Annotated in this window: 18 protein-coding genes; 10 read left to right on the top strand and 8 right to left on the bottom strand. The window is 53.7% G+C overall.

The features are described from left to right. Positions 1-37: 37 nt before the first annotated feature. Positions 38-2,143 carry an ATP-dependent DNA helicase RecG gene (recG, locus tag BM258_RS15100; protein WP_090073677.1) on the bottom strand — a complete coding sequence of 702 codons (2,106 nt, stop codon included), beginning with the start codon at positions 2,141-2,143 and terminating at the stop codon, positions 38-40. A gap of 182 nt (positions 2,144-2,325) precedes the next feature. Here recG and BM258_RS15095 point away from each other — a divergent pair, with 182 nt between their 5' ends. After that, on the top strand, positions 2,326-2,625 hold the full coding sequence (locus BM258_RS15095; RefSeq protein ID WP_090073675.1) for an FAD assembly factor SdhE: 300 nt from the start codon (positions 2,326-2,328) through the stop codon (positions 2,623-2,625). A 108-nt stretch (positions 2,626-2,733) separates the two neighbouring features. After that, complete coding sequence (mfd, locus tag BM258_RS15090) at positions 2,734-6,237, top strand: transcription-repair coupling factor (RefSeq protein ID WP_210186766.1); 3,504 nt, start codon at positions 2,734-2,736, stop codon at positions 6,235-6,237. A gap of 469 nt (positions 6,238-6,706) precedes the next feature. Here mfd and BM258_RS15085 read toward each other — a convergent pair whose 3' ends face one another. The 3 genes from BM258_RS15085 to BM258_RS15075 form a co-directional block, all read right to left on the bottom strand. Then, entirely contained in the window at positions 6,707-8,056 is a 1,350-nt protein-coding gene (locus BM258_RS15085; RefSeq protein ID WP_090073672.1) for a diguanylate cyclase domain-containing protein, read from the bottom strand. Positions 8,057-8,124: 68 nt separating this feature from the next. Beyond that, entirely contained in the window at positions 8,125-9,831 is a 1,707-nt protein-coding gene (locus tag BM258_RS15080; RefSeq protein ID WP_090073671.1) for an AMP-binding protein, read from the bottom strand. A gap of 137 nt (positions 9,832-9,968) precedes the next feature. Then, on the bottom strand, positions 9,969-11,843 hold the full coding sequence (locus BM258_RS15075; protein ID WP_244544714.1) for an extracellular solute-binding protein: 1,875 nt from the start codon (positions 11,841-11,843) through the stop codon (positions 9,969-9,971). A 373-nt stretch (positions 11,844-12,216) separates the two neighbouring features. Between BM258_RS15075 and BM258_RS15065 the strand changes: the two genes are divergently transcribed. After that, positions 12,217-12,858 (top strand): invasion associated locus B family protein, encoded by a 642-nt coding sequence (locus BM258_RS15065; protein ID WP_090073668.1) that lies wholly within the window; start codon positions 12,217-12,219, stop codon positions 12,856-12,858. A gap of 89 nt (positions 12,859-12,947) precedes the next feature. Here BM258_RS15065 and hspQ read toward each other — a convergent pair whose 3' ends face one another. The 4 genes from hspQ to BM258_RS15045 all read right to left on the bottom strand — a co-directional run bounded on the left by hspQ (position 12,948) and on the right by BM258_RS15045 (position 17,025). Further along, complete coding sequence (hspQ, locus tag BM258_RS15060) at positions 12,948-13,271, bottom strand: heat shock protein HspQ (RefSeq protein WP_090073811.1); 324 nt, start codon at positions 13,269-13,271, stop codon at positions 12,948-12,950. 275 nt (positions 13,272-13,546) lie between these two features. Further along, positions 13,547-14,593 (bottom strand): HpcH/HpaI aldolase/citrate lyase family protein, encoded by a 1,047-nt coding sequence (locus BM258_RS15055; protein WP_090073809.1) that lies wholly within the window; start codon positions 14,591-14,593, stop codon positions 13,547-13,549. A gap of 196 nt (positions 14,594-14,789) precedes the next feature. After that, the gene (locus tag BM258_RS15050; RefSeq protein WP_175528089.1) at positions 14,790-15,662 is read right to left on the bottom strand and encodes a lysophospholipid acyltransferase family protein; all 873 of its coding nucleotides are present in this window, start codon (positions 15,660-15,662) and stop codon (positions 14,790-14,792) included. A gap of 133 nt (positions 15,663-15,795) precedes the next feature. Next, positions 15,796-17,025, bottom strand: coding sequence for an FAD-dependent monooxygenase (locus BM258_RS15045; protein ID WP_090073807.1), 1,230 nt, complete (start codon positions 17,023-17,025; stop codon positions 15,796-15,798). Between the two features lie 260 nt (positions 17,026-17,285). Here BM258_RS15045 and BM258_RS15040 point away from each other — a divergent pair, with 260 nt between their 5' ends. From BM258_RS15040 to BM258_RS15010, 7 genes are all read left to right on the top strand, one after another. Then, on the top strand, positions 17,286-18,224 hold the full coding sequence (locus tag BM258_RS15040; protein ID WP_175528088.1) for a DUF2182 domain-containing protein: 939 nt from the start codon (positions 17,286-17,288) through the stop codon (positions 18,222-18,224). A gap of 64 nt (positions 18,225-18,288) precedes the next feature. After that, entirely contained in the window at positions 18,289-18,984 is a 696-nt protein-coding gene (locus tag BM258_RS15035) for a CDP-alcohol phosphatidyltransferase family protein (protein WP_090073664.1), read from the top strand. Positions 18,985-19,235: 251 nt separating this feature from the next. Then, a complete protein-coding gene (locus tag BM258_RS15030; RefSeq protein WP_210186765.1) occupies positions 19,236-20,120 on the top strand; it encodes a LysR family transcriptional regulator in 885 nt (294 codons plus the stop codon). Between the two features lie 309 nt (positions 20,121-20,429). Further along, on the top strand, positions 20,430-22,019 hold the full coding sequence (locus BM258_RS15025; protein WP_090073661.1) for an ABC transporter ATP-binding protein: 1,590 nt from the start codon (positions 20,430-20,432) through the stop codon (positions 22,017-22,019). Next, a complete protein-coding gene (locus BM258_RS15020; RefSeq protein ID WP_090073659.1) occupies positions 22,009-23,097 on the top strand; it encodes an ABC transporter permease in 1,089 nt (362 codons plus the stop codon). The genes BM258_RS15025 and BM258_RS15020 overlap by 11 nt, the downstream gene beginning before the upstream one ends. Next, on the top strand, positions 23,097-24,017 hold the full coding sequence (locus tag BM258_RS15015; protein ID WP_090073657.1) for an ABC transporter permease: 921 nt from the start codon (positions 23,097-23,099) through the stop codon (positions 24,015-24,017). The genes BM258_RS15020 and BM258_RS15015 overlap by 1 nt, the downstream gene beginning before the upstream one ends. A 147-nt stretch (positions 24,018-24,164) precedes the next feature. After that, positions 24,165-25,235, top strand: a complete 1,071-nt coding sequence (locus BM258_RS15010; RefSeq protein ID WP_090073805.1) for a BMP family ABC transporter substrate-binding protein — start codon at positions 24,165-24,167, stop codon at positions 25,233-25,235. Positions 25,236-25,326 lie beyond the last annotated feature (91 nt).

Raw genomic sequence — 25,326 nt, 5'->3', positions numbered from 1 at the left:
CATCTTGGACGCCCCGATTGGCGGGCGTCCTTGTTGGCTATCCAGCCTTCAAAAGCCGGATGGCTTCATCTCTTCCGAATAGATACAGAAGATCACGCAAGGCATCCCCGCGCTTGCCAGTCAGCCCCGGATCCATCTCGATAATGAGACGTGCTTCCTTGCGCGCCATTTCCATCAGATCCTTATGCACCTCAGGGTCGGTGACCCGAAACCCCGGCATGCCAGATTGCTTGGTCCCCAGCACATCGCCTTCGCCCCGCAGGCGTAAATCGGCCTCTGCAATGCGGAACCCGTCCTCGGTTTCGCGCATCATGTTGAGCCGCTCCTTGGCGATGTTGCCCAAAGGACCCTGAAACAGCAAAATGCAGGAAGAGGCCTTGTCGCCGCGCCCGACACGCCCGCGCAACTGATGCAACTGAGCCAAGCCAAAGCGCTCGGCATGTTCAATCACCATGATGGTGGCTTCAGGCACATCCACGCCCACTTCAATCACCGTGGTCGCAACAAGGATTTGTGCGTCACCATCCTTGAAATGCTCCATCGCCGCCTTTTTCTCATCAGCTGACATACGGCCATGGATAAGCTCAACCTTATCACCAAACACCTTCTTGAGGCTCTCGTGCCTGTCTTCTGCGGCTGTGACTTCAAGCACTTCGGATTCTTCAACCAGCGGGCAGACCCAATAGCATTTGGCACCTTTTTCAAGCGCAGTGTTGAGCCGACCGACCAACTCTCCAAGCCTGTCAAGCGACATGGTGCGGGTTTCAATGGGCTTGCGACCGGCGGGTTTTTCGGTCAACAGCGATACATCCATGTCGCCATAATGGGTGAGCACCAAGGTGCGCGGAATTGGCGTTGCCGTCATCACCAGAAGATCGGTCGCCACCCCTTTGTCAGACAGCGTCAAACGCTGATGTACGCCAAACCGATGCTGCTCATCAACGATGGCCAATCCCAGATCGGCAAACACCACAGACGGCTGGAAGAGGGCATGGGTTCCGATGAGAAAGTCGATATCCCCCTGTTCCAGCGCCTTGAGCGTTTGTCGCTTCACTCCGGCGCTGTCCTTGCCCGTCATCACGGCCACGCGAATACCGACGGCCTCGCAAAGCGCTTTGACGGACTGATAATGCTGCCGTGCCAAAAGGTCCGTCGGAGCCATCATGGCCACCTGTGCACCGGACTCGATGACATCCGCTGCCGCCATCAGGGCGACCATCGTCTTGCCGCTACCCACATCGCCCTGAACCAGACGCAGCATCCGCTCAGGCAGGGCCAGATCTTCCTCAATCTCGGCGATGGCCTGTTGCTGGCTCCCCGTGAGCGTAAAGGGCAGGGCCTCTGTAAGCTCGGCTTTGAGTTTGCCCTCCCAACGACGCGCCAGCCCCTTGGCTTTCTTCACATTGCTACGCACCAGCGACAGCGCAAGCTGACTGGCCAGACATTCATCATAAGCCAACCGACGTCTGGCGATAGATGTCAGATCAAGATCCGCCAACCCCAGAGGATTATGAATGCGGTCCAGTGCTTCATGGAAGGCTGGCCAGCCTTCACGTTCAAGCAATGCCTTTTCCTGCCACTCCGGCAAAGGCTCAAGATCTTCAAGGCTAGCCTCAACGGTCTTGTGTACCATCTTGCCAGACAGACCGGCGGTCAAAGGATAGACCGGCTCAATCAGCGGCATGGTAGCGAAATCATCCTCGGACACCACATGGTCCGGGTGCGTTATCTGCGGCACCCCGTTAAAGCGCTCCAGCTTGCCCGAAACATATCGCACAGAACCAACGGGCATTTGCCGCTCTAAATAGCCGCCATTGGCATGGAAATAGGTGATCGTGATTTCGTCGGTCTCGTCATGGGCCAGAATCCGATAGGGCACCCGCTTGTTATGCCGTGGTGGCGGCAGATGCTTGTCAATCGTCAGGCACAGCGTCACGATCACGCCATCTGGCGCCTCGGCGAGCGCAGGCTGCAAACTGCGATCAATAACAGCGACGGGCATATGCAACAGCAGATCGATCCGCCGCGCTTCCAAAAGCACATCGCCTCGCAACAGCCGCGCAAAGGACTGGCTGATTTTCGGGCCAACACCCTTCAGGGTCGTCAGAGACGCAAAATAGTGATTGAGACGGTTCGGGCGCATTGCAGTAAGTATGATTCTGTAAACGGGAACGGGCTAACATCAAGCATGGCCAACTCAAAGGGCCGCGTCAATACATGTTCTCCTTTTGTTTTGTGATAGACGAACGATCTATAGCTGACAAGGCGCCTTCTAGTCGCTATACAGGGGCAAAGAATGACAACGCCCTAAAGGAGCAAACAACTATGTCCCATGGCACCACCCGCAGCAGTGAAGGTATGGATGTACGGCACAAAAAGATTTTGATGCGTGCCTGGCACCGTGGCGTCAAGGAAATGGACCTGATGCTGGGCCGCTTCGTCGACAATGAACTGGACAATCTGACCGATGATGAGTTGGACCAGTTGGAAATGCTCATGGACCAACATGACAGAGACCTGATGCAGTGGTTCACCAATGAGCTGCCCGTGCCCGAAGCTTTCGACTGCCCGATGTTCCATAGAATCAAGCACTATCACAAAAATTTCGAGTCCGGGCTTCTCTAAGCCGCCTGCGACCCTACATTCAAAAGACCCAAGAGACAGAAAGGCTCTATTCGTGCTATAGAGCCTTTTCCCGTCTTGTAGCACCAACCTCCTTGCTGTTTCTCCGCCATGTCCACAATTGCCAAATCCCTAGCCTCTTCCATGATGCTCCACGTCAGCCATGTGCCTGATGGACTGGAGGGATTGGCCGTTGCCGAAGTGGCTGAAGCCCACCTGAAGGCAGACAAAAGCAAGAAAATCGCCGCCGTCTATATTGCGCGCGATGACCGACGCATGGCCTCCATGGAGCAGGCGCTCAAATTCTTTTCGCCCAAGCTCACCTGCCTGTCTTTTCCGGCATGGGATTGCGTGCCCTATGACAGGGTGTCGCCCAATGCCGAAATTTCAGCCCGTCGCATGACCGCGCTGTCGCGGCTTGCCTACAATATCTTTGATGCCCCCGTCATCCTGCTGACCTCCGTCAATGCCATGCTCCAGCGCGTGCCGAGCAAAGAGTCGGTCAAAAAGCAGAGCTGGTCTGCCAAGCCGGGCAATTCGGTCGACATGGACGACCTCATCGTATGGCTGGAGACAAACGGCTTTCTGCGCACTCCGACTGTGCGCGAACATGGCGAATATGCTGTAAGAGGCGGTATTGTCGATCTTTTCGTGCCCGGAGCAGAGGAGCCGGTCAGACTGGACTTCTTTGGCGATACGCTGGAAAGCATCCGCAAGTTCGATCAACATACCCAGCGCACAGTCGGCCAACTGCGCGGTATTGATCTTGTCTCAGCGTCAGAAGTGGTTCTCACCGAAGACGCCATTTCCAATTTCCGGCGGCGCTATACATCCAATTTCGGCGCAACCACACGCGACGATCTGCTTTATCAAGCCATTTCAAACGGCCATCGCTATCAGGGCATCGAGCACTGGTTGCCCTATTTCAATGAAGATCTGCAAACGCTGTTCGATTTTACCGATGATGCGCCGGTGATCCTCGATCCACTCAGCGATGATGCCATCACCGAGCGGCTGGATGTTATTCAGGATCATTATGCCGCCCGCCGCGAAACCCTTGATAGCGGGTTAGATCAGGGCGTGCCCTATAAGCCGGTTGAGCCTCATCTGCTCTATCTGGATCGCGAAGGCTGGTCGGGCATTCTTGGCTCCCAGAAGCGCGTAAGGCTTTCCCCCTTTGATGTGCCCGAAACCGGCGTTGAAACAGTCGTCAATATGGGCGGCAAGCAGGGACGCACCTTTGCTGCCGAGCGCAGCGCAGAGAATGTCAACGTGTTCGACGCGGTCATCGAGCATATCAAGACCGTCAAGGAGAATAAAAAACGCGTCACCATCGCCTGCTGGACCCCGGGTTCAGCCGAGCGCATGCATCAGGTGCTGACAGACCATGAGATGCGGGGCCTTGTTCCCTTCGAGACATGGCAAGCGCGACAGGTCATCAAACCCAATCAGGTCGGCCTGACGGTCCTTGAGCTGGAAAGTGGCTTTGAGACCGACAAAGATGTGGTGATTGGCGAACAGGACATTCTGGGCGACCGCCTTGTCCGCTCCAAACGCCGCCGCAAGAAAAGCTCTGACGTTCTGACAGAAGCTGCCAGCCTCACCGAAGGCGACATCGTTGTTCACATCGAGCATGGTATTGGGCGTTTTATGGGCCTTCAGACCGTCGATGCAGCGGGCGCACCGCATGATTGTCTGGAAATCCACTATGCCGGCGGCGACAAGCTCTTCCTGCCGGTAGAGAACATAGAACTGCTCTCGCGATACGGCTCCGAAGACACCGAAGCGCAGCTGGACAAGCTGGGCGGCGTCGCTTGGCAGGCGCGTAAATCCAAGATGAAAGAACGGATCCGCATGATGGCGGATCAGTTGATCAAGGTCGCTGCCGAACGAGAGTTGCGCAAGGCCGAGCGCATCACGCCGCCAGAAGGGCTGTATGACGAATTTGTCGCTCGCTTCCCGTTTGACGAGACCGAAGACCAGTTCAATGCCATCGAGCAGGTATTTGACGATATGGGCTCCGGCCGCCCGATGGATCGCCTCATTTGCGGCGATGTGGGCTTTGGCAAAACCGAGGTTGCCCTGCGAGCGGCCTTTATCGCGGCGATGAACGGCCGTCAGGTCGCGGTGGTCGTGCCGACCACCTTGCTTGCGCGTCAGCATTACAAGAATTTCGTGGATCGCTTCGCCGGTTTCCCGCTGGTCATCGAACAGGCCTCCCGGCTGGTCTCCACCAAAAAGCTTAATGAGACCAAGAGAGGCCTCAAGGACGGTTCAGTCGATATCGTCGTTGGCACCCATGCGCTGCTTGGCAAATCCGTCGATTTCCGTGATCTTGGGCTGCTGATCATCGACGAAGAGCAGCATTTTGGCGTCAAACACAAGGAGCGCCTGAAAGAACTGCGCGCCGATGTGCACGTATTGACCCTGTCCGCGACACCGATCCCGAGGACCCTGCAATTGGCGCTTACGGGCGTCCGCGAATTGTCGTTGATCGCAACGCCGCCGGTAGACCGGCTTGCCGTACGCACCTTTATCTCACCCTTTGACAAGCTCACCATCCGTGAAGCCCTGTTGCGTGAGCGCTATCGCGGCGGCCAGAGTTTCTATGTCTGTCCGCGCGTGTCCGACATTGCTCAAGTCCACACCTTCCTTGAAGAGCAGGTGCCTGAAGTCAAGGTTGCTGTTGCCCATGGACAGATGCCCGCCGGTCAACTCGATGACATTATGACAGCCTTCTATGACGGCAAGTTCGATGTGTTGCTCTCTACCACCATCGTGGAATCGGGCATTGACGTTCCAACGGCCAACACCCTGATCGTGCATCGTGCCGATATGTTCGGTCTTTCCCAGCTTTACCAGCTGCGTGGGCGGGTAGGGCGTTCCAAAACCCGTGCCTATGCGCTCTTTACTGTTCCCGCTAAAAAGACCCTCACGCCAACCGCAGAGCGACGCCTCAAGGTTCTGCAAAGCCTCGATACCTTGGGCGCAGGCTTCCAGCTTGCCAGCCACGATCTCGATATACGCGGTGCAGGCAACCTGTTGGGCGAAGAACAATCCGGCCATGTCAAGGAAGTCGGCTACGAGCTATATCAGCAGATGCTGGAAGAAGCCGTGGCATCCCTGCGTTCCGGTGATTTGACCATCATGGAAGACAAATGGTCACCGCAGATTTCCATTGGCACTCCGGTTCTCATTCCGGACAGTTATGTGCATGATCTACAACTCCGGCTCAATCTCTATCGCCGTCTGGCCGATCTGGTGGAAGCTGACGAGATTGATGAATTCGGTTCCGAGCTGACAGACCGGTTCGGCCCTCAGCCCGAAGAGGTCAAACATCTGCTCAAGATCGTCTATATCAAAGGGCTCTGCCGCAAGGCCAATGTCGAGAAGATCGATGCAGGCCCCAAAGGCGCCGTGCTTGCTTTCCGCAACAACGAGTTCGCAAACCCTGCGGGGCTGGTTCAATATATTACCGAGCAGGGAAGCCTTGCCAAACTCCGGCCTGATCAGAAGATCTTTTTGGCCCGCAGCTGGAACTCTGCCAGCGACCGCCTCAAGGGCACGGCCGTGATCATGACGCAACTGGCCAAGCTGGCACAATCTGTCACATAAGTTTCAAAATACAAAAATACAATCAAAAGTATCTTTTTAAATATTTCAATTTTATAGGGTACTTCAGATGTTTTCAAAAAATATTCGAGTTATTTTCATTAGTACGTTATTTCTTTTCGTAATTTCGCCCCCCATATTTGCACAAACTATCAGTTGCCCTAAATTGCAAGAAATGAGTGACAGAGTTGGAGATGAAATCGTGCAGCTTCTTGCCGAGTACCCAGGGACTCATATCGCACTTGCAACATGCATGTACGGCGCTGAAGAAGTATACAAAAGTGAACATGACGCAGGAGCAGCGACAATTACCTTTGGTGGCTGTGCATTTTTAGCGTGTTATCTTGCAGGTACTGACAATTGCATGTCAGTTGGGAAAAGGTGGCTTAATTTGACTATTCAAAAGGTTAGAATTGACCAAATAGGCAACAGATCTCATTGCACATAGTATATTTTAATTGCATCAAAATATTCAAAATCGCACAACAGGATTTTCAAACAGATCCTTGAGGATCTTGTCGACATCGAAATCCGGGCTGCGTGTATCGCAATAGTGCAGAGAGAAGTCCAGCGTGACATAGACCGCTCGCGTCGAACTATGCTCAACAAACGGGCTGAGCTGAACAATGGAGCGAATGCGCTGCAACGCCATGCGGGCTTCAAACAGATCCGTATCCGGAAAAAAGGCAACCACTGAGCCATTATCAAGACGGGCCAACATGTCTTCAGCCCGCATCAAGGAGGCAATGAGCCGACTGACCTTGGCCAGCAGAGCAGGGGGCAGACTCTCGCCGCCTCTTTTTTCATGCACTAAATCGAACGTGATATCAAAACCAACGAAAGTTACCGAAGCTCCGGCGTCTTCCTCCCGCAGCACATCCAGATGAGATTTGAGAAACTCTTCTGAATAGAGCCGTGTCACTTCATCGGTCGGCATCAGCAATCGAGCTTCAGAGAAGATCTTGCGCAATTGCCGTCGATAACGTTCTTCTCGCACGAGAATATCAATGCGATTTTCAAAGAAGCGTTCCGAGAAGGGGAAGGAGACTATATCCGTAGCGCCAGCCGCAAGACCTGCCAATCCATCCTGAACAGCCCGCTTGTGGCAAACCAGAATAATCGGGAATGAGAAATAGTTGGGATTGCGCCGAAGTTCGGAGATAAATTCGACGAGATGCTCATTATAGTCGCAAAGCTCCACGACGAGCGCATCAAATGGCTTCATTTCCAGATAATGCAAAGCCATGGAAGGCGTGAGGGCAGCCACCGTTTCCACCGTCTCGGGCAATGCCAGCTGAACCGGCAGGAAAGCCGCACCAGCCCCAAGATAAAGCAGGCTTTGCTTATCGAGATCCTTAGGCGGCGGCACCACAGGCAAGCCCACGCCGAACCGCTTGAAAGTCAGCGAACGTCTCTCGGCCTCCCGCCGCATGGTTGCCAGGCGCATAAGGGATGTCAGACGATTGGCGATCAGATCCTGCGTCAATGGCGGTTTGAGCACATCAGCGAAGGGTTTCATCTGTTCTTCGGTGAGGCTGATGGATGCATCGGCGATGGCCACCATAGGCACCCGCGCGTCGGCAAAACCGAACTGCTTGCGCAAGGCATCGGCCCGGGCGACCAAATCGGGCACATCCTCACTTTTTACATCGAACAGATCCAGCAGCAGGATGCCGGCTTCTTGCGAGACCTTGTCCAGATCTTCATCCGAATGGACATAATGAGACCAGACCGCAAAATTGACTTGAATGAGAACATCTGCCCAAGCTGGAGTATCAAGGCCAAGATCAGAAGAAGTGAAAATGAGTGCATGCTTGGCCATTCGGCTGACTTACGCCTTCATATGAAAAGGAACAGAAACACGCTATTCAAGAACAGCGCAAAACGGATTTATGCGACGTTGGCCACCTGACTGGCCTCGATCAGGCTTTCTCGCATGACCCTGCCATTCGTCTGGCGCGGAATAGCTTCGACAAATATGATATCGCGTGGCCATTTCATGCTGGAAACGCGTTTTTCCTTTAGATAGGCGTAAAATTCTTCCCGCGCAGTCTCCTTGTCATCCACCACGAGCGCAGCCATCAAATGGGCAGGATTATTTTCCTCCGAAGGTACAACAAATGCCGCCGCATCGGTAACCACGATACAATCCCGATAAAGAGCATCAAGATCCGTCCCACGCTCGGTAAAGCCACCAAAGGCCAACACGTCGCCCAAATCACCAAGCGGGCGAAACAGAGCACGCTGATCGCCATGTTCTTCGGTTACAAGATGGCAGCCAATTTCGGTATGAATATAACCGTCTTCCGTCGCACGCAGGGCTTTGCCTTCTACAGCACCGGCCAACGGAAAGGCGCATTGAGGCAGCATGGAGCCTTTGAGGCAGAGTTCACCCCCGACAATCGCGCTGTCTGTCTGTGCGCGAGATTCTTCCATGCCATAAAGGAAGGTTTCCATCCAGACGCGCGAAGGATCATGCAGTGAATTGATTGCACCCAAGGGAACCGATCCGACTTCACTTGGATGACGCCGGATTTGCGAGAAGAGGGCGAGATCCTTGAAGTTGGTCAGGTCAATCAGGCGAGCTGCAGTTTCATTCTCTGCAAAAACGGTCTGCTCTGCATGCACCCGGTTCCACACCAGCATGATGCTGATCAGCTGCTCGCGCACCTGCATCGGCAGGAGTGCGTGCGCCTCTTCCCAAAGGCCACCAGGCAACACCACATGCTGCCCGCCAAACTCGGCCAACGCATTGATATAGCGCCCGAGCGTCCGGAAATTGTGAAACTGAAGTCGGGCTCCGACATCAAGAGCCGCAACCATTCCCACGGCGAAGCCGATCAGCCCGGACAAATGGTGGCTCACAAAAGAGCAATGCTCGCTACTAAGATCCGTTTGTTCATGAACATAGCGCGCAATGGCAAGCAACTGATTGTGGCTGCGCCCGATCGGCATGGCCTGTTCGCTCCCCGCAGAGCTCCAGTGGATTGCCAGAACGCTGTTGGCGCTGATCTGGCTGCCATGCTCGAACAATCCATCCTCGGCCACATTGTCTTCGCCATCCAGAATATCGCCAAGATCAATAAGACCTTCAGGCGCATTCTCCCCGATGCAGAAAACAAAGCGGATGGAGAACATCTCGGCGGCCACATTGCGCACGCGCTCGGCCACGGCTTCTTCTTCATAATGGGAACAGCAAACGATGGCCTTGGCACCGACCTGCTCAAGCTTCTCGCGCAAATCCGCTTCACCGCTTGTCAGAGGGATTGGCGCCAGTATGAGCCCCATGCGGCTCGCCACCAGTGTCAGCACAGCGGCATCGGCACTGGGCGGAATAAGCATCGCAACCACCGTATCGGCCTTCATGCCGATACCGGTGAGAAACTCTGATAGCGCGACCACACGCCGCCATGTGCGGATGAAAGAGAGGCATTGAGGTCTTCGACCGCTCACTGAATGCAAACCCTGATCATCGATCAGTGCAAGATCATCCGGCCGTTGCTCGGCGTGCCGCGCAAAAACCAAATCAAGGCGATCTTCCCCCCACAGACCTGATGAAGAATAGGTTTCGATTTGTTCAGGGGTTGAGAGGAGCATTCTGGACCTCTTGGTATGTTAGACACGCAAACAATTTTACTAAATTGTAGCTGATTCCGATATCTGCCACACAGCTTTTATGAGGGCTATACTACCGTTTCTGCTTGTTTCTTGCAAAAAACAGCAGCTTTTTTCTGCTATTCCCCATCATACCAGAAGGTTGTCGGACGATATCCAGCCAAAGGACGCCCCTTGGCCTCTGATTCCGGATAGCGAATCCTCTTCCATAAACCAACCCATTGCTCGCCCTTGTGAAAGAGCGGAACACCATAAAAGCCGTTGATCAGCGTTCGGTCAAAGGCTCGAACGGCCGCCGTAAAATCGTCCTGACTGCGCGCAGAGAGAAGAGCATCAATCATCGCATCAATGGCAGGGTCATCAGCGCCGGCCTGATTAAACCACCCATCCACATCTCTCTGGGAGGAATGCCAACGGGACATTTGTTCATTCCCAGGTGAAAGGGATGCGCTCCAGGACATCTTCATCATGTCGAAATCCATGGTCTTGCGCCGCTCCCAATATTGCGCGGAATCGACGGTCCGTATTTCCATCTTAATGCCCAATCGCTCCAGCACACGCGCATAGACCAACGCAAGGCGCTCTTCCTCTTTGGAAGTAGACAGAAATTCAAAAGCAAGTGGTGCACCTTTGGCCAGATTCACCATGGCCCCATCCTTCAGCCCATAGCCTTGGGAGGCCAGCGCCTTCATGGCGTTGCGCATCACTTTGCGCATCTCGTTGTTATTGGCTGCAGAAACCGGAACGTAGCTACCATCCAGAATATCGGGGTCCATTTCATCCAGATAAGGAGCCAGCAATTCCTTCTCCCGATCATTCATCGGCACACCTAGCGCGGAAAGAGAGGAATTCTGGAAGTAGCTGCCTGAACGCTTGAAGAGGCCGTGATAGAGATTCTTGTTCACCCAATTGAAATCAAATAGCGTCGCCAGCGTGCGCCGAACAATGCGGTTTTGAAAAACGGGTTTGCGCGTATTGAAAACAAAGGCCGACATGCCGGTAGGTAGATTGGACTGAAAGACCTTTTTTTCGACGTCCCCCTTTTCTACGGCATTGAAATCATATTGATCGGCCCACCGTGCAGGATCGGACTCTGGCTGAAGATCAAACTTGCCTTTCTTGAAGGCCTCGAACATTGCTGTGCCGTCCCGATAATATTCGATCTGGATTTCATCGAAATTGTCTTTTCCCACCTTGATGGGCAAATCCTTGCCCCAGTAATCAGGGTTCCGTTTGAGCACAATCTTCGAGCCAGGATCCACTTCATTGATCATATAAGGACCGGAGCCGATAAACTGATACATACCGGACTTGGAGAATTTCTCCGGATCGATTGCATGTTTGGGTAACACTGGCAGCATACCGATCAGCAGGGGCAACTCTCGGTCTTCGCCATTTTCAAACACAAAACGGATTTGCCCTTCGCCCGGCTCTTCCAGCGCAGCAATACGCTTGATTCGGCTTGTGTAGGCGGGGCGACCATACTCACGCAGCAAATCGATCGTGAATTTGACATCTTCAACCGTGATTGGGGTTCCATCCGAAAAGCGTGCTTCATCACGAATTTTGAAGGTAATGGAAGAGCGATCTTCGGGCATATCGACCCATTCGGCAATCAAGCCATAAAGCGAGAAGGCCTCATCGTCACTGCGCGCCAACAATGCTTCATAGACATTATGGCCATAGTCCACATCCCAAAGGCCGCGCGGAGCGACGCCCTTAAGCAAGAACGGGTTGAGACTGTCAAAACTGCCCTGTAGCCCATATGTGATCTTGCCGCCTTTGGTTGCGTTAGGATTGACATAATCCAGATAGGCGAAATCCTTGTCATATTTGGGCTGACCATGCATGGCGATGCCGTGAACAGGCTCTGCCTTTGTCTGGCTTGCTGCAATTGGAGAAAGCATCAACGCGCAAGCGGCAAGCACCGAAAAGAGCATCTTCTTCGAAGCCATTTTCTGCATCGATAGCTGGCGAATATCTCCCAAAACCATATGAGGGGTCCTTTGTCGCAAACCGGAGAACCGGAGGAAATAAGTTGAATCAGTCTCTGCAAACAATCTAACACAGGCGGGAAAACCACCGCAGCATGATTCTGCCTCTGGAATTTTGTGCGGACAGCTTGTAGAAGAAATAGCGCATAGTCACTATTCTGCCCAATTCATTGTGAATGAAGAGGCTAGTTTTGGATTGAGGACTGCTGTTGAATTGCAACCGTTTGCCGCGTTTGGCATAGATGCTGGGAAAAGCAAAGACGAGATCTGCAATTTCAATATCAGTCATAACGATCGAGCGTCGCACAGATCGACATATAGAACAGGAACTTCGCCTTCCTGCAGTAACGGAACAAAATCGGGATTTTTATTAATGGTCATGTTTGACAGGGCTTTCAAAAGAATTTTGCCGGTTGCGTCGGCCACCATGGCCCTCACAGCGATCGCATTTCTTGCACCCGTGCACAGCGCCCAGGCACAAGCACAAGCAAACAACGCCAATGCTCCGCATTGGATGAAATTCTGCAGCGAAGATGCGAAAACCAAAAAGCAGCTCTGCGCGATCACTCAGGAACTGAAGGCTGAAACCGGCCAGTTTCTTGCTTCGATTTCGCTGCGTGAGCTGGAAGGGGCCAAACGCAAGGCGCTCGTCATCGCTATCACGCCGGGCATGCTGCTGCGTCACGGCCTGACCATACAGATCGACAAAGGCAAGCAGATCAAGGGAACCTTCTCCATCTGCTTCCCCAATGCATGCTTCTCTGACGTAGCTGTTGACGCCACATTCGTCGATCAGATGAAAAAGGGCGCAACCATCTCTGTCACCGCGCTCAACCAGCAAGCACAGCCAGTGCGCTTTGATCTAACCCTGAGCGGCTTCACTGCAAGCTATGACGGCGACCCGATCGATCTGAAGAAAACCGCTGAAGAACAGCAGAAGCTTCAGGAACTGCTGCGCAAACGTGCTGAAGAACAGCGCCAGAAGCTGCTTGATCAGAAGCAGAAGGCCGAATAGGCCAGTCATGGCTTTACAAATAAAAACCGCGATCCGTTCATTTCGGATCGCGGTTTTTTATTGCGACATTTTGAATCGGCTCTTTCGGTCTAATTCACCAGATCATCTTCCGGCTGATAGATGCCTTCTTTCATGCCCTTGAAGAGTTGCCGAACCTGCGGATGCCGAATAGGTTCACCTGAACTGTCCTTGAGCAAATTCTGCTCGGACACATAGGCCACATATTCCGTCTCATCATTCTCCGCAAAGATATGATAGAAAGGCTGATCGCGACGCGGGCGAACATCTTCAGGAATGGAATCATACCATTCTTCCGAATTGTCAAACTCGGGATCGACGTCGAAAACGACGCCACGGAAAGAATAAACCCGGTGGCGCACGATCTGACCGATCTGAAATTTTGCTATTTTCATTTCCGCCATGAGACCAGGCTCCATTTTCTTATAGTTGCCTAACGTTGCCTCGCAAAAGGCCATTGTCCTTAGCCTAGCATATATTTTGATGCAGACGCTATGAACATTCTTTTGATCAGCTCGTTAAAAAGTGAAGGACTGTACTCATCACACTCGGCAAGCCAAGTCAATAAAGGCCAACACGAGGCTGGCCAATATTTGCTCGATTCCGAGCCTTTTTACGCATTTTATCCGCTTGTCAGTGCCAATAGACGCCCGCAGCGGAGATCATAAAGCTAGCCGGACAAACCATAAAGTGCGCCCATTTCCGGATCTTTCTCCGCCACCTGTTTTGCCAGATCGACGATCACCTTGGCTTGTTTCCAAGTGGCATCATCCTGCATTTTGCCGTCGATCATTACGGCTCCGGTTCCATCTGGCATGGCTTCCAGAATACGCAAGGCCATTTTGACTTCATCTACGTCCGGACTGAAAACACGCTTTGCAATGCTCACCTGTGAGGGGTGCAGAGACCATGTTCCCATACAGCCCAAAAGGAAGCTGTTGCGGAATTGCGCCTCGCAAGCGTCAGGATCGGAGAAATCCCCAAAGGGACCATAAAAGGCCTTGAGACCGTAGGTCATGCAGGCATCGACCATCTTGGCCATGGTGTAGTGCCAGAGATCCTGCTGGTAGAAAGCACGCTCTGTGCCTTCTTCTACATCACCAAGCACCCGATAACCCGGATGGCCACCGCCCACGCGAGTCGTTTTCATACCACGCGATGCGGCAAGGTCCGCAGGCCCAAGGGAAATGCCATGCATACGCGGGGAGGCGGCACAAATGGATTCCACATTGGCCACACCCTCTGCCGTTTCCAAAATCGCGTGAATCAGGATCGGCTTTTCTACCTCATGCTTGGCTTCAAGTTGCGCGAGAAGCTGATCGAGATAGTGAATATCCCAAGCGCCTTCCACTTTGGGCAACATGATGACATCAAGCTTGTTGCCCACTTGCGAAACAATGTCGATCACATCATCCAGAAACCAAGGAGAATTGAGGCAATTAACACGCGTCCAAAGGCCGGTAGAACCAAAGTCATTGTCTTTTGCCAACTGGATAAACCCAGCTCGCGCTTCTTCTTTCATATCTGCCGGGATGGCATCTTCCAGATTGCCCAATATCACATCAACCGTCTTGATCAGATCAGGAATCTTGGCGCGCATCTTCTCGATATGTGGCGGCACGAAATGAATCATGCGCTCCACTCTAACCGGCAAGTCGCGATAGGGAACAGGCGCCCCAATGGCCAATGGTTTGTAAAATGCACGTGGCGTTTTCATCATCTCTCTCCCCTTATGCGCGCTGCCGCAAGAGGCTCTCGATTTTGCCTAATCGAGCAGCGCAATCCTCGCGCCTATTTGCACCGCAAAAATTGCTGCAGCGCAATAAGACTGTAGGGGAAGATACGGAAGAGGTAGAAGCTATGGCGTATTGACGGGCCAGAGTAGGGTGCGCGAGCAAGGCAATTCGCCCCGCTTAGCCCCAGCGGCGATGTGCCCACATCCATTGGTCCGGAGCTTCACGGATCCAGCTCTCAAACTGGGCCTGTTCAGCGATGGTCGCTTGCAGAATATCGTCTTCAACTGCGTCACTGTGGGGCATCGGAACGATTTCAGCCTGCACCTTGAAGTGAATGCCTCTGGTGCGTTTGATACGCAACGCAATAAGCGGAGCCCCTTTCTTGCGAGCCAGACGGGCAGGAAAGCTGTTGGTCGGGGCAGGGCGGCCAAAAAAGTCGATTGTGGCCCCGTGACGATCGCGCAAATCGCCCATGATCGCCACAGCCGTTCCGCCAGAAACTGACGTAAGCGCACGCATACCGGCACGGTCGCCTTTCACAAACACGCCACCACTGAAGGTTTCGGCGCGCTTTCGCACCATATAGTCATGAACCAGAGGATTCTTGAGCTTCTGCATGACGACAGAGCAATCAAACCCGTTATGCGAAGAAATCGCGCCGCCCAGTTCCCAGTTGCCAGAATGCAGAGAGACGATCACGCCGCCGGATCGCTTGATCTCGTCCACGATCAGCCGGTAATTCTCAGGCTGCTCGACCAGTTCGTCCATGCGTTTGGCGATTTTGTCAGCCAGCACGGCCTCGGCGAAGGTCCGCCCGAGATTCTCCCACATAGCAAGAGTAATGGCATAGAGCTCGTCGTCGGATTTTTCTGGAAAGGCGAGCCGAAGATGCTCCATCGCCCGCTTCTGTCGCCTAAGGCGTGGTGCGATTGAGCGCCAGAGCCAGCCCATGAAACCGGAAGACACATAGAGTGGCATCGATCGCAGGATAAAGATGACAAACATCAGCAATGCATATTCAATGCGATGAGCCAGCGTGACTTTCTTCATGCAAAATACCTGCGGCCTTCTGTTAATTCCCACCGGACGGTTCGGTATCGGCCCTTTGTAGCTCAGTGACACAAAAGCGCAATGTACAATGTGGAAAGCTTGCGTTCCAGCCAAGCGCCCACGCCGGATAAAACTAAGAATGTTTCTCGCGCTTGTTGATGGCGTCAGCAGTCCAACCAATCTTCGTTGGCGCATCCAGTCCCGCTTTCATCATCAACTTGCGTAAGGAAGGAACCATGTTGGCCAGAGCCAAACCGGCTGTGCGCGCACCTTGACCGAAGGGCAGGGCGGAGATGAGCGACATATTCAGCATATGCACTCCTGCGGTGCGAGACCAGATATCGCTGCGCCGCAGCTGACCATAGGTCTGCACCACATCATCTGCTCCGGGATCGCCTGCGCCATCTTCTCGGATGACATCGGCCAAGCTGGAGATATCGCGCAGGCTGAGATTGAGCCCCTGTGCCCCGATTGGCGGGAAGGCATGGGCGCTCTCTGCAATCAACGCTGCGCGCGGACCGTAAAACTGTTTCGCCACCATACCAGAAAGCGGGAAGCTCTGCGGATCACTGATCACCTCAAACGCACCGTAAATAGAATGGGCCCGTCGTTCGAGCTCAAGCGCCAACAGATGCCGATCCATCCCCTTGAGGCGTTCCGCATCTTCAGGCTTGACCACACAAACGAGACTTGATGTAAAGCCGTCCCGATATGGCACCAGCGTGAAGGGGCCTGTCTTGGTGTGAAACTCTGTCGAGATATTGTTGTGCGGTGTTGAGGGATGATGCAGGTTGACCACCATGGCGGTCTGCGGGTAGGCCCATTTGCGCATCTCCACTCCGGCTGCCTCCCGCACGATGGACTTGCGTCCGTCCGCAGCAATGGCAAGCCGTGCCTGCCAGACAGAGCCATCCTCCATCTCGATCATGGCCCCATCGCTCTCCAACCGAACAGAGCGAGCGAGCTGCTTATCCTGAATAACACGCTCCTGATCCTGCACTTCCAAAGCGGCATGCAAGGTGGCAACGAGGCGATTGTTATCAATATTGTAGCCAAAGGCCTCCAGATCGATCTCGGAGCTGTCAAATTCCGTTGTCGGCGCCTTAAAAAGGCGTCCGGTATCGTCAATGAGACGCATGATCTTGAGGGCTTGCCCCTCCGCTGCAATGCCATCCCAAAGTCCCAGACTTTGAAGATAGGGCACCGAGCTGCCAAGCAGGGCCGTGGTTCGCCCGTCTTCACCGCCATGCTCAGGGCCAATCAGAACACAAGAGAGTCCGAGCTTTGCCATTTGGATGGCAGCAACATGGCCTGCAGGCCCGCTTCCAACCACAGCAACATCCACTTTTCTTTCGTGCGACATGACAGCTCCCTTTGCGGACTGATTCCGCAGGATCATTTGAGTTCGCATGGGTCATAGCCTGTAAGGGGCAGAAAATCCAGCCTGAGCCGATCAGAGCATCTATACCGCCTTGACACTATGACACCATGGCTATCTTGCAATTTGCACCAACTCCGGTTCATATGACAGCGTGAATCCACTTACGAAGAAAAGGCGGTGTCCAGATGAGTCCACTGGGAAATTTTTTCGACACCAGCAGCAGCCGGGAATTACAAAAGCAAATGGCCCGCTTCCGTGCGGAGCATCCCGAACTCGCTGCAGCCGAAGCAAAGCCTCGCATCGCCCTCTTTCTGGCGATCGCAGCGGCCTCTCTTTTTGCATGGTTCTATTTGTTTGCCATGGTAGTCGACATGGCACCGGACATGGACATGCGCGCACTTGGGCCTGGCATGTCTGCCTTCAACGTTTTCAACGGATTTGAGAGCCTGGACCCGACAACGCGTGCCTTCATCGCCGCTGTTTGCGCGCCGTCTGCTGCTATCGGCCATTTCGGCATGCCCAGTCTGGACGCCTGGGGCATGCAGGATCTCATCATCGTCTTTGCCATGTGGGTCATGATGGCGATTGCCATGATGTTACCCACCGCCGCACCAATTCTGAAAAGCTATGCGTCCGTGCAAGAAGCAAAGGGCAGAAAAGCCGGACCATTCTCCGTCTTGTTGCTGACTTTGGGCTATCTAAGCATCTGGATCGGCTTTGCCTTCCTAGCCACCCTGCTGCAATGGGGACTGACGGAAATCCAGACCATGTCACCAGTTATGGCACCCGCATCCATGGTATTCTCTGCAAGCACATTGCTGCTCGCTGGCATTTATCAATTTACACCAGCCAAGCAGGCCTGTCTGTTACGTTGCCAGCTGCCCTTTCCCTATTTCAATCGACGCACGGAGAAGGGCTTCTTCCGCTCTTTTGCTGGCTCTTATATCATGGGACTGGAGCAGGGGCTGTTTTGCACCGGCTGCACATGGGCGCTCATGGTTGTGATGTTTGCTGTTGGGGTCATGAATGTGATTTGGATGGCAATTCTGGGATTATTGATGGCAATAGAGAAGGTTGTTCCCAATCCATGGGTAACGCGCGGTATCGGTATTTTCCTCATAATCTGGGGACTTTTAGTGCTCTCCATCTCCCCTGCAGGGCGAACCATTCTCGGCATTTGATTTTTGTGGCAGTTGCCTGATGTTTCCGATTGCTTCCCGCAGCAGTTTGGGATAGGGACAGCGCATGCAAAAACAAACCGCATTTCTAGTTCATCTGTTGACTGCCTCTGGTGCAGCATTTGCCTTGTTGGCAACACTGGCCGCTTCGAACAGCGACTGGACAGCCTTGTTCTTCTGGCTGCTCGCCGCCCAGTTCGTCGATGGCATCGATGGACCGATTGCGCGCAAAATGAAAGTCACGCAGATTTTGCCCAATTGGAGTGGCAACAGTCTGGATTTTGTCATCGACTATGCGACCTATGTCTTTATCCCTGCTTTCGCTTTCATGAAAGCGGATTTGATGCCAATGCCTTATTCGCTTATCGCGGGTGCCATCATCGTCGTAACCGGCGGTTTGTATTTTGCCAATGACCAGATGAAATGCCCCTCGAATGCCTTTCGTGGCTTTCCGGCGGTCTGGAATGGGGTGCTCTTTTATTATTTCCTCTTCACGCCAGATCCGATCACCGGCTTCATCATAATTGTGTTGTTGGCTGCGGCCCAATTTATTCCCGTTGAGTTCGTTCATCCTGTCCGGGTCAAATCCCTGCGCCCGCTGACACTGGTTTTCGTGGCCGTCTGGTCCGTATTTGCCTGCCATGTCGTTTTCAACAATATGGTGCCAACGTCACTGGACCGTATTATTCTGGCAATCAGCGGCATCTACCTGTTCGCCATCGGACCACTACTCCATTTGCGCAGGATCAGACCCGCAAGCTGACAGCAATAAGGGCAGCCCAACAGATCAAAAGCACGCTCCGAAAGTCAACCAATGCCTTTGCGGGAGACATCCTGTTCTCTTCGGTTGTTGCCATAAACAGACGATACCTTACACACAATGTGAACAATCCAAGGCGCTTGGCAATCCGTCGTGCTTGTTTCATCCTGCTATATATGTCAATGTCCTAGCAGAAAAACACCAAACCATGGAGCAGCATTCTGGACCGCGCTCGACTTCTTTATTCTCCGGCTTTGCGTTATTTTGCGGCGGTCGCCGAGCATGGTGCGATCCGCGCGGCTAGTCGTGAACTCAATGTTGCCTCCTCGGCCGTCAATCGACAAATTCTCTGGCTCGAAGACAGCCTGGGTGTACCGCTGTTTGAGCGGGTAGGGCGCCGGCTGCAACTCTCACCCGCCGGTGAGATTCTCTTGCGACACGTTACCCATGTTCTGCGCGACTTCGAACAGACAACCTCTGAACTGGACGCCCTGCGTGGCCTCAAGCGCGGCATTGTACGCATCGCCAGCGTAGAAAGCGTTGCAACCGAACTTCTGTCCGATCTTGCGGCTTCCTTTGGCAAGAGCTATCCCGATATCCAGCTCAGGATCACGGTGACCCATTCCGACAATATCGCCCGTCAGATCATCGATTCCGACGCCGACATCGGCTTTTGTTTCGATCCGCCGGATGAAGACCTGCTTGCGGTCAATTATTCCCACGCCTTTGAAATCGGTGCCGTGGTGAACAAGAATCACCCGCTCGCCCAGATGGATTCCTGCTGCTTTCATGATTGTCTGGATTTCCCGATCATCCTGCCGTCGCGCGGTCTGTCCCTTCGCACAGCCCTTGACCGCTTGCTCGCAAAGACAGAGACCGAGCCATCCATTTTTGCAGAAGTCAGCACGCTTCAAATGATGCGCCGATTGGCAGCGCGGGATCTAGGGGTCTGTTTTCAAACCCGGATTGGCCTTAACGACTCGCTCGATCATGCAGAATTGCGCTTTGTGCCGCTTACCGATGAACAGCTCCATTATAATACGCTGTCGATCCTGACCCATCAGCAACGCAAGTTGAAGCTGGCCCCGGCGATGTTCCTGACTCATGCTCAGCAATTCTTCAACAATCGCTTTTCCTGAGCAACAATCACCCTGCCATCAGACGCATAAGGAGAACAGTCAGAGACCATCTGATCACTAATTGTGCACATTTATTGGACCTGATTAATTTCCGTTCAAAAAATTCGTTAAAAGGTCAAAATTTTAGCGACGAAAAGGATTTTGCGTATGGATTGTCAATTCATTGTCACTTAAACAGAGTGTGAACCCAAGCTGTAATAAGATTGGCGATTTTCCGCCGCTACACTGACTGCTGAAGAAGCATTCAGTGTTTTGCATTTATGGGAATGATGGGAAATCGTTCAAAACAAGCTCTGTAAACAGGTCGTGATGACATCAGTTCCCCTTCTTGAAGCCAAAGGCCTTACCAAGCGCTTTGGCACTCTGCTGGCCAATGACGCGGTGGATCTTGTCGTGCAACCGGGCGAAATCCACGCACTTCTGGGCGAGAATGGTGCAGGCAAATCGACCCTTGTTAAAATGCTTTACGGATCTCTTGAGCCCACTGCGGGCGAGATCATCTGGAAAGGCAAAAAAGTCCATCTGAAAGACCCGGCTGAAGCGCGTAAGCTCGGTATCGGGATGGTATTCCAGCATTTTTCCCTGTTCGACAGCATGACGGTTGTTGAGAATATCGCCTTGGCCTTGCCCAAAGGGCAGAAGATGTCGGATCTTGCCAAGCGCATTGAGCAGGTCAGCAACGAATATGGGCTGCCTCTCAAGGCGAACAATCTGGTAGCAGATCTGTCAGTCGGGGAACGCCAGCGCATCGAGATCGTACGGTGCCTGCTGCAAGATCCTCAACTCATCATCATGGATGAACCAACCTCCGTTTTGACCCCGCAAGAAGCTGAATTGTTATTCAAAACGCTGCTGCGTCTGGCCAGCGAAGGGCGCTCGATCCTCTATATCAGCCACAGGCTGGAAGAGGTGCAGCGCATTTGTGATACGGCCACTATCCTGCGTCATGGCAAGCTGGTAGCCCAGTGCACGCCGTCTCAAGAAACGGCGTCTTCGCTCGCCAGCCTCATGGTTGGCTCGAGCGTCAAATCCGTTGAGCGCGAGAAAGCCGATCTGTCCAATGCCCCGGTAAGACTTCAGCTGGAGCATCTGGATCTACCCGCATCAGGGCCATTTGCCATTGAACTCAAGGATATCTGTCTCTCCCTAAAGGGGGGAGAAGTCGTTGCCATTGCCGGTGTGGCTGGCAATGGGCAGTCCGAGTTGTTCGACGCCATTTCGGGCGAACGGGCGACACTGGCCGATGCCGTTGTGATCGATGGTCAGAAAGTCGGCAACAAGAGCATCACCATACGCCGCAAGCTTGGCGCTGCCTTCGTGCCTGAAGAGCGGCTAAGCCATGCGGTTGTTCCATCCTTGCGGCTATCAGAAAATGTTCTGTTGACCCGCCATGGCTCCGATGTGCCATCAATGACCCGCAAGGGCATGTTCATCAAGCGCACCAAAACCGGCAAAGTCGGTCAGCGAATTGCCGAAAATTTCGATATCCGTAAAGGCGAACCAGACCCGAATGCAGGCAGCCTTTCTGGTGGCAACCTGCAAAAATTCGTTGTCGGTCGCGAGATTGACCGATCCCCGACCATTCTCATCGTCTCCCAGCCCACATGGGGCGTGGATGCAGGGGCAGCAGCGCTCATTCGTCAAGCGCTGATTGATCTGGCCAGAAAAGGCACTGCCGTTTTGGTCATTTCGCAGGATCTTGACGAGATTTTTGAAATTGCAGACCGCATCGCGGTCATCAACAAGGGCTCCCTCTCTGAGGCGAAGCCAGTAGAAGAAATGACCCTTGAACGTGTTGGCCTGCTCATGGGTGGGGTCCACGGCGATGCGCCAGATGACGTTGATCTGTCGATCCCCGCCAAGGCAACGCCCGAAGATGGAGGCTCCAATGCGGCTTGAAATGCAAAAGCGCGGCGCGCCATCCCAAGTCATGTCCCTCATGTCACCCGTTTTGGCGATTATCCTGACGCTGATCACCGGCGCCATCATGTTTGGTCTGCTCGGCTTTAACCCCGGCAAGGCCCTCTATGTCTATTTCGTGGAGCCTCTGCTGGACCCATGGAGTCTTCAGGAGCTGGTCGTCAAGGCATCACCACTCATTCTGATCGCGGTGGGTCTGACAATCTGCTACCGCTCGAACAACTGGAACATCGGCGCTGAGGGGCAGTTTACCATGGGAGCCATCTTCGGCTCCGTGCTGCCGATCATGTTCCCGGACTTCCAGAATTATGCCGTATTCCCGATCATGCTGGCCATGGGCGCGATCGGCGGCGGGCTATTTGCCTATATTCCGGCCTTGCTTAAGAACCGCTTTGCCACCAACGAAATCCTGACCAGCCTGATGCTCACCTATGTGGCGCTGCTGTTCCTCGATTTCCTCGTGCGTGGCCCATGGAAAGACCCGGATGGTTACAATTTCCCAGAAAGCCGCCTGTTCAATGATTATGCGCTGACGCCAAGCCTGTTTGAAGGTGGGCGGATGCATATCGGCGCGGTATTCGCCGTCGTTGCTGCAATCCTTGTCTTCGTGCTCTTCATCCGCACGCTGAAAGGCTTTGAAATCAAGGTCATCGGCGAAACACCGAGGGCAGGGAACTTTGCCGGTTTCTCAAAGGAAAAGATGACCGTGTTCGCCTTCGTCGTGTCTGGCGCGCTCACAGGGCTTGCCGGTATTCTCGAGGTTGCCGGACCAATTGGCCAACTGCGTCCGACCATTTCGCCGGGCTATGGCTTCACTGCCATCATCGTGGCCTTTCTGGGCCGCCTCAACCCGATTGGCGCCATCTTTGCTGGCCTGTTGCTAGCTCTTTCCTATCTGGGTGGCGAGGCCGCACAGGTTGATCTAGGCATTTCGGAAAAAACAGCCAAGGCATTCCAGGGCATTCTGCTCTTCTATGTTCTGGCCTGTGACACGCTCATTCACTATCGTATACGCATTGTGTGGCGCAACAAGCTGCGCGCAAAAGAGGTCGCCTGATGGAATTCGCAGATGCCTTGCTTGTCTCTATTGTAACGGCCTCAACCCCGCTTCTGCTTGCCGCAATCGGTGAGCTTGTCGTGGAACGGTCCGGCGTTCTCAATCTCGGTGTCGAAGGCATGATGATCATGGGTGCGGTCTGTGCCTTTGCCACATCGCTGACCACCGGCAACCCCTATCTGGGCATTCTGGCCGGTATCGCAGGGGGCGCAGTCATGGCGCTACTCTTTGCGTTCCTGACCTTGGGCCTGGTGGCCAACCAATATGCGACCGGCCTAGCGCTCAGTCTGCTGGGTTTGGGCTTTTCCGGCATGATCGGCGAGCATTATGTTGGCACACCCGGCGTCAAACTCCCGACCCTTGATATTCCGGTTCTATCTGACATCCCCGTCATCGGAGACGCCATATTCAATCAGGACATCCTGTTTTATATGACCATTGCGCTCGTCTTCGGCGTAAGCTGGTTCCTGTTCAAGAGTCGCACGGGCCTCATCTTGCGATCTGTGGGCGAAAACCATAACTCCGCCCATGCTCTGGGTTACAATGTCAACCGGGTGCGCCTTTATGCCGTTCTGTTCGGCGGCGTTTGCTCCGGTCTCTCTGGCTCATATCTATCGCTCGTCTACACCAACTTGTGGATCGAAAACATGACAGCAGGCCGCGGCTGGATCGCACTGGCGCTGGTTGTGTTCGCCTCCTGGCTACCATGGCGTACAATCGCCGGAGCCTATCTGTTTGGTGCAGTTCTGATCTTACAGTTCCATGCGCAAGGCGCTGGCTGGGAAGTGCCTTCGCAGCTACTATCGGCCTTGCCCTATCTCGCAACAATCGTCGCATTGGTTTTCATTTCCCGCAACCGCACAGTGGCTCGGGTCAATACACCTTCCTGTCTGGGACAATCCTTTGTTCCAGACCGTTGACGGCCAAGCTTTTGGTCGCTTTCTGCCATAGTTGGCAGCAACAAACAGCGCTCTGGTCTTTTTGTGAGGGCAGCGCGCGATAAAAGAGACAAGTCTCAGAACATGATCCGAACCATCGGATCAGGCAATGAAAGAGGGATGCAACATATGCGTAAACTATTCGCAGCGGCAGCAGCCGTCGCTCTCGGCCTGACCGCCTCTCTGGGGGCACAGGCTGCAGACAAAACCAAAGTCGGCTTTGTTTATGTCGGACCAGTGGGAGACATGGGCTGGTCCTATCAGCACGATCAGGGCCGTCAGGCTATCGAAAAGAAATTCGGCGACAAGGTTGAAACCACCTATGTCGAAAGCGTTTCTGAAGGCCCGGACGCTGAACGCGTTATCGAAAAGCTGGCTCGCGCAGGCAACGACATCATCTTCACCACGTCTTTCGGTTACATGAACCCGACCGTGAAGGTAGCCAAGAAATACCCTGACGTGAAGTTCGAACACGCAACCGGCTATAAACGCGCTGACAACGTATCCACCTATGCTGCCCGTTTCTATGAAGGCCGCTATGTGATCGGTCAGATCGCAGCCAAGATGACCAAGTCCAAGATTGTTGGTTACATCGGCGCAACCCCGATTCCGGAAGTTATTCGCGGCATCAACTCTTTCATGCTGGGCGCACAGTCTATCGATCCGGACATCAAGGTCAAGATCATCTGGATCAACAGCTGGTTCGACCCGGGCAAGGAAGCTGACGCGGCCAAAGCACTCATCGACCAAGGCGCCGACATCCTGGTTCAACACACTGATTCCGCAGCACCTTTGCAGGTAGCAGCAGAACGCGGTGTGGTTGGCTTCGGTCAGGCTTCCGACATGATCAAGTTTGCTCCGAAAAACCAGCTGACGGCGATTGTCGACCATTGGGACGAATACTACATTTCCCGCGTTCAGGCCGTCATGGATGGCTCCTGGAAGTCTGAAGACACCTGGGGTGGCTTTGACATGGAAATGGTTCACATGGCAGACTTCACCAACATGCCGGAAGACGTTGCCAAAATGGCCGCTGAAACCGAAGCAAAGATCAAGTCTGGCGAGCTGCATCCATTTGACGGCCCGGTCTACAAGCAGGACGGCACCCTGGCGGTCAAAGAAGGCGAAACCCTTGACGACGGCACTCTGCTCGGCATGAACTGGTACGTTCAGGGCATCGACGGCAAAGTTCCGCAATAATATGCAGAACTCGGCTCTTAGCCATTTCTGAATAAAAAAGCCCTCGTGACATAATGTCTCGGGGGATTTTTGTATTCAGAACACTCACCCA

Source organism: Cohaesibacter marisflavi, from assembly GCF_900115225.1.
In the GTDB taxonomy this organism is placed as follows: Bacteria; Pseudomonadota; Alphaproteobacteria; order Rhizobiales; family Cohaesibacteraceae; genus Cohaesibacter; species Cohaesibacter marisflavi.
This window is presented reverse-complemented; position numbering and strand designations above follow the sequence as displayed.